The sequence below is a fragment of the Streptomyces sp. NPDC054863 genome (assembly GCF_053610825.1).
Genome location: NZ_JBSGZD010000306.1, coordinates 1 through 9,443, shown reverse-complemented (window position 1 = coordinate 9,443; position 9,443 = coordinate 1). Strand labels below are relative to the sequence as shown.

Annotated in this window: 2 protein-coding genes; both read right to left on the bottom strand. The window is 68.6% G+C overall.

The features are described from left to right. Positions 1-9,035, bottom strand: a 9,035-nt coding sequence (locus tag ACWGIG_RS33110) for an amino acid adenylation domain-containing protein (RefSeq protein WP_453325388.1), incomplete at its 3' end; no start/stop codon positions are given. Between the two features lie 97 nt (positions 9,036-9,132). After that, positions 9,133-9,351, bottom strand: a complete 219-nt coding sequence (locus ACWGIG_RS33105) for an MbtH family protein (RefSeq protein WP_453325387.1) — start codon at positions 9,349-9,351, stop codon at positions 9,133-9,135. Positions 9,352-9,443 lie beyond the last annotated feature (92 nt).

Sequence of the window (9,443 nt, the reverse complement as noted above, 5' to 3'; positions counted from 1 at the left end):
GCACCGGGCGGACCGAACGGGTCGGGCACGAACCGCTCCGCGGTCAGCCCGGGACGATTCAGATAACCGCGGGCCACACCCGGACCACCGACATGCATCTCCCCCGGCACACCGAGGGGAACCAGGTTGCCGTATCCGTCGAGGAGATGGACGGACAGGTCACCGAGCGGACGTCCGATCGGGCTGGTGACGCGCTCCAGGTCGGCCGTCACCACGTCGTGCAGGGTGGTGTGCACGGTGGTCTCGGTGATCCCGTACATGTTGACCAGTGCGGGCGCCGCGAGGCCCAGCCGTTCCACCCACGGTGCCAGTTCGGCGAATTCGAGCCTCTCTCCGCCGAACACCACCTGCCGCAGTGCGAGTTGACCGATGCGGGGGTCACCGGTGGCGGCTGCGGCCACCAGTGCGCGGAAGGCGGTCGGGGTCTGGCTGAGCACGGTGACACGCTGCTCGACCAGCAGGCCGAGGAAGTCGTCCGGCGAACGCGTCACGTGACCGGGCACGACCACGAGGGTGCCGCCGTGCAGCAGTGCACCCCACATCTCGAAGACCGAGAAGTCGAAGGCGAAGCTGTGGAACATGGTCCAGACGTCGGACGCGCCGTAGACGTAGTCCTTGTGCAGGGTGGCTAGCAGCCGCACCACGTTGGCGTGGGTCAGCGTCACACCCTTGGGCCTGCCGGTCGACCCCGACGTGTAGATGACGTAGATCGTGTTGTCGGGGCCCGAAAGCTGCTCGACGTCATCGGTGGCGTACGACTCCAGAACCTCCCGGTCCCGGTCCAGTACCACCGAGGCACCGTCGTGGAAGGATTCCACGAACTCCAGCAGCCCCGATTCGGTGACGAGGACGGCCGCGCCCGTGTCGGCCAGGACGTAGCCCAGCCGGTCGACCGGATGGGACGGGTCCAACGGCACGTAGCCCGCACCTGACTTGAGGACCCCCAGAAGCGCCGGGACCAGATCCACACCCCGCTCCAGGCACACACCCACCAACGACTCCGCGCCGACACCCGACGCCCGCAGATGACGCGCAAGCCGATTCGCCCGCGCATTGACCTCCGCGTACGACAACGACACACCGTCCGCGACAACGGCAACCGCATCCGGAGACCGCACAACCTGCGCCTCGAACACCTCCTGCACGGTCCACGAAACAGGCACAGCCGGCACCACGGCGAGACCGGTCGCGAGCAGCAGCTCCCTTTCGCCTTCGGGCAGATACACGGCGCGCGCGTCGCCGTCGGCGTCGGCCGCCATCGCCTCCAGCACCGCGCGGAACATTCCGGCGATGCGCTCGGCGTGCTGCCGGCTCAGTACATGGGTGTGGGAACGAAGGCTGAGGACCCCCTGGAGTGCGGTGACGGTGAGGGCGAACTCGTTGGGGGCATCGTTGAAGCCCCAGCCGTCCTCCGCCTCGTCGGAGTCCATCCGGTGGAAGTCGAGGTAACTGAAGAAGATGTCGACCAGTCGCCCGGCTCCCGGCTGCTGGATGCCCGGCATCGGGAAGTGGCGGTGCGGCCAGGCCTCGATCTCCCGGTCGGAGACCTGCCGCAGCAGTTCGCGCCAGGTGCGGGCGGAACGGTCGGCGGGGAACGGCAGGGTGTTCAGGAAGGTGCCGAAGAGCCGGTCGGCGCCGGACGCTTCAAGGCGGGAGTGGGTGACCAGGCCCGCGTGGTAGGCGGGCTCGTCCGTGAGCTGGCCGACGACCTTGACGAAGGCCGCGACCAGGACGCTCTTGAGGGACACCTTCGCCGTCCGGGCCAGTGCGCGCAGCGGGGCATCCAGGTCCTCGAAACGTACGCCGGCGCGGACCACCTCGGCGGGCGCGGCCAGGTCTCCGTGCCAGCCCGCGGGAATGGCGGCCTTGGTGTGGTCGGTGACCAGGCCCTGCCAGTAGGCACGGTCCTCGGCCGAGTCCAAGGCGGCCAGTTCGGCCGCGATGGAGTCGACGAAGCGCACGGCGGGACGCTCGTACGGCGCGGTCTCCCGGCCGTCCCTGAGCGACTGGTAGAGCTGCACCAGTTCCACCAGGAAGAGCTGGTTGCTCCAGCCGTCCATGATGGCGTGGCTCTGGGTGAAGGTGCACAGCCAGCCCTCGTCGCCGAGCAGGTGAGCCTCGACGCGCAGCAGCGGTTCGCCGGCGGCGAGGTCGAAGGGGTGCGCCCGCTCGCGGGCGACGAAGTCGAGCATGTCCTGGTGCTGCTGCTCCCGTGCCAGTGCGCTCAGGTCCCGCAGTCCGGTGGGTACGTCGACCTCGCCGTGCACCAGTTGGAGCGGTGCGCGGTAGCCGGTGAGGGCGACGGAGGTGCGCAGCACCTCATGGCGGGCGACGACCGTGCGGACGGCTTCCTCGAAGGCGGGTAGGTCGAACGGCGCCGGGTCGTGGACCCGGTAGACGTTGACGTTGTGGTAGTTGTTCCGCTCCTCGTCGGCCAGCGTCTCCACGAGCATGCCGGTCTGTACCAGGGAGAGCGGATAGGCGTCGACGACACCTTCGGGCAGCTGTTCCCGGTCCGCCTCGGTGATCAGGGCGTACGGAGCAGTGACGGCGAGCGCCTCGGCCGAGAGCGCGGAGCGGCTCGAAAGCAGCTCGCACAGTCCGGCGACGGTGCGGTGCTCGAAAACGTCCTTGACCGATACGTCGAGGCTCTCGCCGCGCAGGGCGCCGATGAGCGCGACGGCGCGGATGGAGTCTCCGCCCAGGTCGAAGAAGTCGTCGTGGACCCCGATGGCTTCGGTCTTCAGGACTCCGCCCCAGACCGCGGCGACGCGCTCCTCCAGCGGGGTGCGCGGTGCGGTGAACTCGTCCTGCGCCGCCGCGTCCTGGCCGGGGACGGGCAGGGCCCGGGTGTCCAGTTTACCGTTGGCGTTGAGCGGGAGGGCGTCCAACGTCACGAAGGCGGAGGGCACCATGTACTCGGGCAGGCTCCGGCCGAGCAGCCTGTGGAGTCCGGCCGGGTCGAGCGTGCTGTCCTCCTCGGCCGGCACGAGGTAGGCAACGAGCCGTTTCTCGCCCGGAGTGTCCTCGCGGAGCACGACGCGGGCGTCCAGGACACGCGGATGGTCGCCCAGTACGGCCTCGATCTCGCCGAGCTCGACGCGGTAGCCGCGGATCTTGATCTGGCCGTCGCCGCGGCCGAGGAACTCGATGTTCCCGTCGTCCAGGACTCGGACCAGGTCGCCGGAGCGGAACAGGCGCGCACCGGGCGGGCCGAACGGGTCGGGAACGAACTTCTCGGCGGTGAGCCGGGGGTGCGCGAGGTAGCCGCGGGCCACTCCCGCGCCGCCGACGTACAGTTCCGCGGTGACTCCGGTGGGCACCGGTCGCAACCGGTCGTCGAGCGCGTACATCGTCACGCCGGGCAGCGGGCCGCCGATGGGCATGACATCGGGCAGCACACCTGTCCCTGCACCCGGCACCGGCCAGGTGCAGGTGCCGACGGACGTTTCGGTCGGGCCGTACTCGTTGACCAGACGGGTGTCCGGTGCCAGCTCCTGCCAGGTCTGCACGACTTGCCGGCGGAACGCCTCGCCGGCCACCACCAGCAGCGGGGCCAGCTGTTGCGCCTGTTCGGGCGTGACCTGGTGGGCGAGCACCTCCAGGTGGGCGGGGGTCAGCTTCACGAAGGCGTACGGGGCGTGTGCGGCCAGCGCTTCGCCCAGCTGTCCCAGGTCGAGGTCGTCGGGCAGGGTGTGCACGGCCTGCCCTGCCACCAGTGGCGCCCAGAGGTTCGGCACGACCAGATCGAAGGCGATCGAGGAGAACAGCGGGGCCCCGCCGCCCGCACAGGTCAGCTCGTCCCGCGCCCAACGGACGTGGTTGGCCAGTCCGCCGTGCGGGACCAGGACCCCCTTGGGCTGTCCGGTGGATCCGGAGGTGTAGATGACGTACGCGAGCCGGTCCGGGTCGTCCACACGTGCGGGCGCCTCGGGCGCCTCGGCCTCGATGGCGGGACGGTCGCGGTCCACCAGGAGGGTCCGACCGGTGAAGTCCCCGCCCGCACGGTCCGCATACGCCTCCTGGGTGAGCAGGACGGCGGCCCTGGCGTCGCCCAGGATGTGTGCGACGCGCTCGCCGGGGAATGCCGGGTCCATCGGTACGTAGGCGGCGCCCGCCTTCCATGCGCCGAGGAGTCCCACGATCAGGTCTGCGCCTCGGTCGAGCAGTACGCCGACGACGGACTCGGACACCACTCCCAGTGAACGCAGCCGCTGCGCGAGGCGGTTGGCCCGGGCATCGAGCTCGGCATAGCTGAGCCGCAGGTCTCCTGCGACGACCGCGACGGCGTCGGGGGTGCGGGCGGCCTGCTCCTCGAAGAGTTCGCACACGGTGCTGGTGAGGGGCTCGGTGGGGTTGACGGCCCACTCGCCGGTCAGCCGCGCGTGTTCCTCGGCGGGGATGAGCGGGGTGCGGGCGTCGCCCTGGGAATCGGCGGCCATCGCCTCCAGCACCGCACGGAACATCGCACCGATCCGCTCGGTGTGCTCCTGCGTCAGCGACCAGGAGTCGGCGGTCAGGAAGATGGACTTGACGCGCGAGGAGATGGTCAGCGGGAACTCGGTGGGGCTGTCGTCGATGCCCACGCCGTCGTCCACCAGGGAGGCGTCGACCTGCCGGAAGTCCTGGTAGTTGAAGAACACGTCGATCAGTCGCTGGGAAGCACCGATCTCGCGCTGCAGGGCGGGCAGCGGGAAGCGGCGGTGCTCCCAGGTCTCGACTTCGCGGGCGAAGGTGTTCTGTACGAGTTCCTGCCAGGTGGCGGGCATCCGGTCGAAGGCGAGCGGCAGCGTGTTGAGGTACATACCGAACACCCGGTCGGCGCCGGTGACTTCGGGGCGTACGTCGAAGACGAGTCCGGCGTGGAACTCCTTGGCGTCGGTGAGCTGGCTCATCACCTTGCCGAACGCGGCGAGCATGACGCTCTTGAGCGAGGCACGGGAGGCGGTGCCCAGGGCGCGCAGTGCGGGCTCCAGGTCGTCCCACATGACGCGGACGTGATGCTTTCCGCGCGGCAGAGCGGTGTCACCGGTCCAACCGCCGGGCAGGGTGAGCTTCTCGTACCCGTCGGTGATGGCACGCCAGTAGGAGCGGTCCGCTTCGGAGGTGAGCGAGGCGAGCTCACCGGCGATCGAGTCGGCGAATCGCACGGCGGGTCGCTCGTACGGCTCCGGCTGGAGGCCGTCGCGGATCCGGTGGTAGGTGGTGAGCAGCTCCATGAGGAGCGAGTGGTAGCTCCAGCCCTCCATGATCGGGTGACATTCGGTGACGGAGATCCACCAGTTCTCACCGGTGACGTGCGCGTGGAAGCGCATCAGGGTGGGCGTGGCCAGGTCGAAGGCGTGGGCACGCTCGGCGCGGACGAACTCCTCCAGGGACGACTGGAGTTCATCGGCGTCCAGCTTGTTGAGGTCGCGTACGCCGATGGGCGCTTCGGCCGTGGCGTGCACCAGCTGCATCGGTACGGAGTAGTCCGTGAGGTGTACGGAGGTGCGCAGCATGTCGTGGCGGTCGACGAGTTGCCCGACGGCCTGCCGGAAGGCGTCGAAGTCGAACGGCCGGTCGTCGAGGATCCGGAAGCAGCTGCAGTTGTGGTAGTGGTTCTTCTCCTCGTCGGCCAGCATCTCGATGACCATGCCGGTCTGGATCTGCGAGAGGGGGTAGGCGTCGAGGACCCCGTCGGGCAGAGCGGCCCGGTCGTCGGCGGAGATCAGCTCGAACGGCTGGACCAGTGCGAGCTGTTCGGCCGGGAGCGCGGTGCGGCCGGTGAGCAGTTCGCACAGTTCGACCACGGTACGGCGGTCGAAGACGTCGCGTACGGACAGGTCGTAACCCTCGGAACGCAGGGCGCCGACGAGTGCGACGGCACGGATGGAGTCGCCGCCGAGGTCGAAGAAGCTGCTCAGGACGCCGACTCTGTCGATGTCCAGGGCCTCGGCCCAGACGGCGGCGACCTGGGTCTCGATGGGGGTGCGCGGGGCGACGTACTCGCCCTGAGAGGTGAAGGCGGCGAGGCCGGGTGCGGGCAGGGCCCTGTGGTCGAGCTTGCCGTTGGCGGTGAGCGGCAGCCGCTCCAGCGGGACGAAAGCGGCGGGCACCATGTAGTCGGGCAGGTCACGGCCGAGGTGTTCGCGCAGTTCGGCGGCGTCCGGGCCGCTCTCGCCGGAGGGTACGAGGTAGGCGACGAGCTGTTTGCCGCCGGTGCTGTCCTCGCGTGCGACGACGACGGCGTTGCGGACCTGTGGGTGGGCGGTGAGTGCCGCTTCGATCTCGCCGAGTTCGATGCGGTAGCCACGGATCTTGACCTGGTCGTCGATGCGCCCCAGGAAGTCCAGACTCCCGTCGGGCCGCCGGCGGGCAAGGTCCCCCGAACGGTACAGACGGGCACCGGGCGGACCGAACGGGTCGGGCACGAACCGCTCCGCGGTCAGCCCGGGACGATTCAGATAACCGCGGGCCACACCCGGACCACCGACATGAATCTCCCCCGGCACACCGAGAGGGACCAAGTTTCCGTATCGGTCGAGGAGTTGGACCCGTAGATCGGAGAGGGGGTGGCCGATCGGGTTTCCGGCGGTTCGCTCCAGGTCGCCGGGGACGACCTCGTAGAAGGTGGTGTGCACGGTGGTCTCGGTGATCCCGTACATGTTGACCAGTACCGGCGCCGCGAGGCCCAGCCGCTCCACCCACGGTGCCAGCTCGGCGAATTCCAGCTTCTCCCCGGCGAACACCACGTACCGCAGGGCCAGTTGATCGATACGAGGATCACCGTCGGCCGCCACTGCCACCAGGGCCCGGAAGGCGGTCGGGGTCTGGCTCAGCACGGTGACCTGCTGCTCGACCAGCAGATCGAGGAACTCCTCCGGTGAACGCGTCACCTCACGCGGAACGACGACAAGGGTCCCGCCGTGCAGCAGCGCACCCCACATCTCGAAGACCGACACGTCGAAGGCAAAGGAATGGAACAACGACCACACATCGACCCCGCCGAAGGAGTAATGCTCCTGCGCCGTGGCCAGCAGCCGCACCACGTTGGCGTGGGTCAGCGTCACACCCTTGGGCCTGCCGGTCGACCCCGACGTATAGATGACGTAGATCGTGTTGTCGGGGCCCGAAAGCTGCTCGACGTCATCGGTGGCGTACGACTCCAGAACCTCCCGGTCCCGGTCCAGCACCACCGAAATCCCCTCGAACACCCCCTCCAGCAAACCCAGTTGACCACTGTCGGTGACCAGGACCCGCACCCCGGCATCAGCCAGGACATAACCAAGCCGTTCAACGGGATGCGCAGTGTCCAACGGCACGTAGCCCGCACCGGACTTGAGCACCCCCAGAAGCGTCGGGATCAGATCCACACCCCGCTCCAGGCACACACCCACCAACGACTCCGCGCCGACACCCGACGCCCGCAGATGACGCGCAAGCCGATTCGCCCGCGCATTGACCTCCGCGTACGACAACGACACACCGTCCGCGACAACGGCAACCGCATCCGGAGACCGCACAACCTGCGCCTCGAACACCTCCTGCACGGTCCACGAAACAGGCACGGCGTCGTGTGGTGCCCCGACGGCCAGGGCGCGTTCGGCGTCGTCGAGGACGTCGATCCGGGACAGCGGGGTGTTCTCGTCCTCGACGACCTGCTGAAGCAGACGCACGAAGTGCCGGGTCATACGCTGCACGGTGGCCGGGTCGAAAAGGCCGGCTGCGTAGACCAGTTGGCCGTGCAGGGAGCCGTCGGCAGCGGTGTTGATCTGGAGTTCCAGATCACACTTGGCGACGCCACCACTCGCGGCGTAGGGCTCGACGCTCAGCCCGGGCAGCCGCATGGCCCCGCCACCGCGCTCGTGCAGGGTGAACGCCACCTGGTAGAGCGGGGTGCGGGACATGTCCCGCTGGGGCTGGAGCTCGTCGACGAGCCGGGCGAAAGGCACGGCCTGGTGGTCGTAGGCCTCGATCAGGTTGGTGCGGGCCTGCTCGATGAGGTCGGCAAAGCGGGGGTCGCCGTCCAGACTTCCGCGCATCACCAGGTTGTTGATGCCGTAGCCGATGAGGCCTTGAAGCTCGGGGCGGGTGCGGCCGGAGGCGACGATGCCCACGGGAATGTCGCTCTGACCGGTGTAGCGGGAGATCAGTGCCTGGAAGGCGGGGAGCAGCACGGCGAACGGTGTGGCGTCGTGCTGCTGCGCCAGCTCGTGGACCTTCGCGGAGAGCCCTTCGGGCAGCGCGAAGGAGACGTCGGCCCCGAGGTGGCTGCGGTAGGCGGGCCTGGGTCGGTCGGTGGGAAGGTCGACCGGGGTGATGCCCGCGAGCCGCTCGCACCAGTAGTCCAGGTGCGCGGCGAGGGCGCCGTTCGCCTCTTCCGCTCGCTGCCAGGCGGCGTAGTCCGCGTACTGGAGCGGAAGGGGTACAACCGACGGTTCGCGTCCTGCGGCTAACTCCTCGTAGAGCGTGCTGAGTTCACTGCCGAAGACCCGGGCGGACCATGCGTCGAAGGCGATGTGGTGGAAGACGACGCTCAGTATGTGGTCGTCGTCAGCGACCTCGATCAGTCCGGCTCGTACGGGCCAGTCCTTCTCCAGGTCGAAGGGGGTGGTGCAGGCCTGTGCGACGAGCTCGGCGGCGTACTGCTCGCGCCGCGCGGCGGACATGGGGTGCAGCCGGTGCAGCGGCAGCTCGAAGGCGGCCGGAGCATCAATGACCTGAGCGGGCTCCGATCCGGTCAACTCATAGCGGGTACGCAGGATTTCGTGGCGCGCGAGCAGCTCGTCGAAGGCGCGCCGCAACGCCGCCGCGTCCAGCGGGCCGCGCATCCGGAAGGCCAGCGGTACCAGGTACTCGGCACTGTCCGGCTCCAGCCGGTTGAGGAACCACATCTGCTGCTGCCCGAACGACAGGCGCAGCGGGCCCGACCGGTCGGCCGGTGCGATGACCGACCGGCGGCCACGGATCCCCCCACCGCCGAGTCGAGCACGGAGGAGCTTCTCCTGAAGGGCGTCGATATCAGAGTTCTGCTCTTTCTTTCCGACGCTCATCTGTTCCAGTCCTCCTGCTGCCGCCGCTGAATAGTGACCAACTTGATGCCCGACAATCCGTCGGCCTTATTTCTTTTTCGCCGAGGACGGCGAGCAATCAGTTCGCCGCTGCCTGTTCCATGCGAAGGCGCAGGCTCCGGGGCCGCATGTCCGTCCACACCTCATCTATGTGCGCGAGGCAGTCGGCCCGATTCCCCTCGGTTCCTTCCGCGTGCCAGCCGGCCGGCAGATCACGGTCCGCCCACCAAATGGAATACTGCTCCTCGTCGTTGACCACGACGCGGTAGGTCTGGTCGTCGTCCTGCTGATCGGCCATGAGAAATCCTCACGTGAGAAACGTAGGTTCTGGTATTCCCTAATCTGCTCCAGCAGTTTTCTCGTCGAGCCGATACTCCGTCTATATCGGAG

Bases quoted from the DNA above. Each gene is read 5' to 3' on its own strand.
- ACWGIG_RS33105 (WP_453325387.1), bottom strand. From the start codon at position 9,351: ATGGCCGATCAGCAGGACGACGACCAGACCTACCGCGTCGTGGTCAAC.